At 65.4% G+C, this 460-nt stretch carries 1 protein-coding gene; it reads left to right on the top strand.

The window, feature by feature from the left end; all coding sequences use genetic code 11:
* The first annotated feature begins 1 nt into the window (after position 1).
* On the top strand, positions 2–430 hold the full coding sequence (locus CSC70_RS14495) for a helicase C-terminal domain-containing protein (protein ID WP_281349629.1): 429 nt from the start codon (positions 2–4) through the stop codon (positions 428–430).
* Positions 431–460: the final 30 nt, after the last annotated feature.

Consider the following 460-nt stretch of genomic DNA (forward strand, 5'->3'; position numbering starts at 1 on the left):
TGTGTTTAGCAAATTAAGGAGTGTATTAGAGATGCTCTGTGGTCGCTTGGGCTCTGATTTGTATGTATTTTTTTGTTTTTTGGCCAGTTTCCGCGAGGGGGTGGACGTGGCCGGCGATGCGCTGAGCGTGGTGGTGATCGACAAGCTGCCGTTCGCGGCGCCGGACGACCCGGTGTTCGAGGCGCGGCTGGAGGCGGTGCGGCGGCGCGGCGGCAATCCGTTCCGCGACGAGCAGCTGCCGCAGGCGGTGATCGCGCTGAAGCAGGGCGTGGGGCGGCTGATCCGCACCGAATCGGACCGCGGGGTGCTGGTGCTGTGCGATCCGCGGATCACGGGCAAGCCGTACGGGCGGGTGTTCATGCAGTCCCTGCCGCAGTTCGCGGTGACCCGGCGGATCGAGGACGTGCAGCTGTTCTTCGCGCGGGGGTAGGTGCGGGATTGCCGGCGGCTGCCATGTGCC

It is taken from the genome of Pseudoxanthomonas kalamensis DSM 18571 (assembly GCF_010211745.1).
Lineage (GTDB): Bacteria > Pseudomonadota > Gammaproteobacteria > Xanthomonadales > Xanthomonadaceae > Pseudoxanthomonas_A > Pseudoxanthomonas_A kalamensis.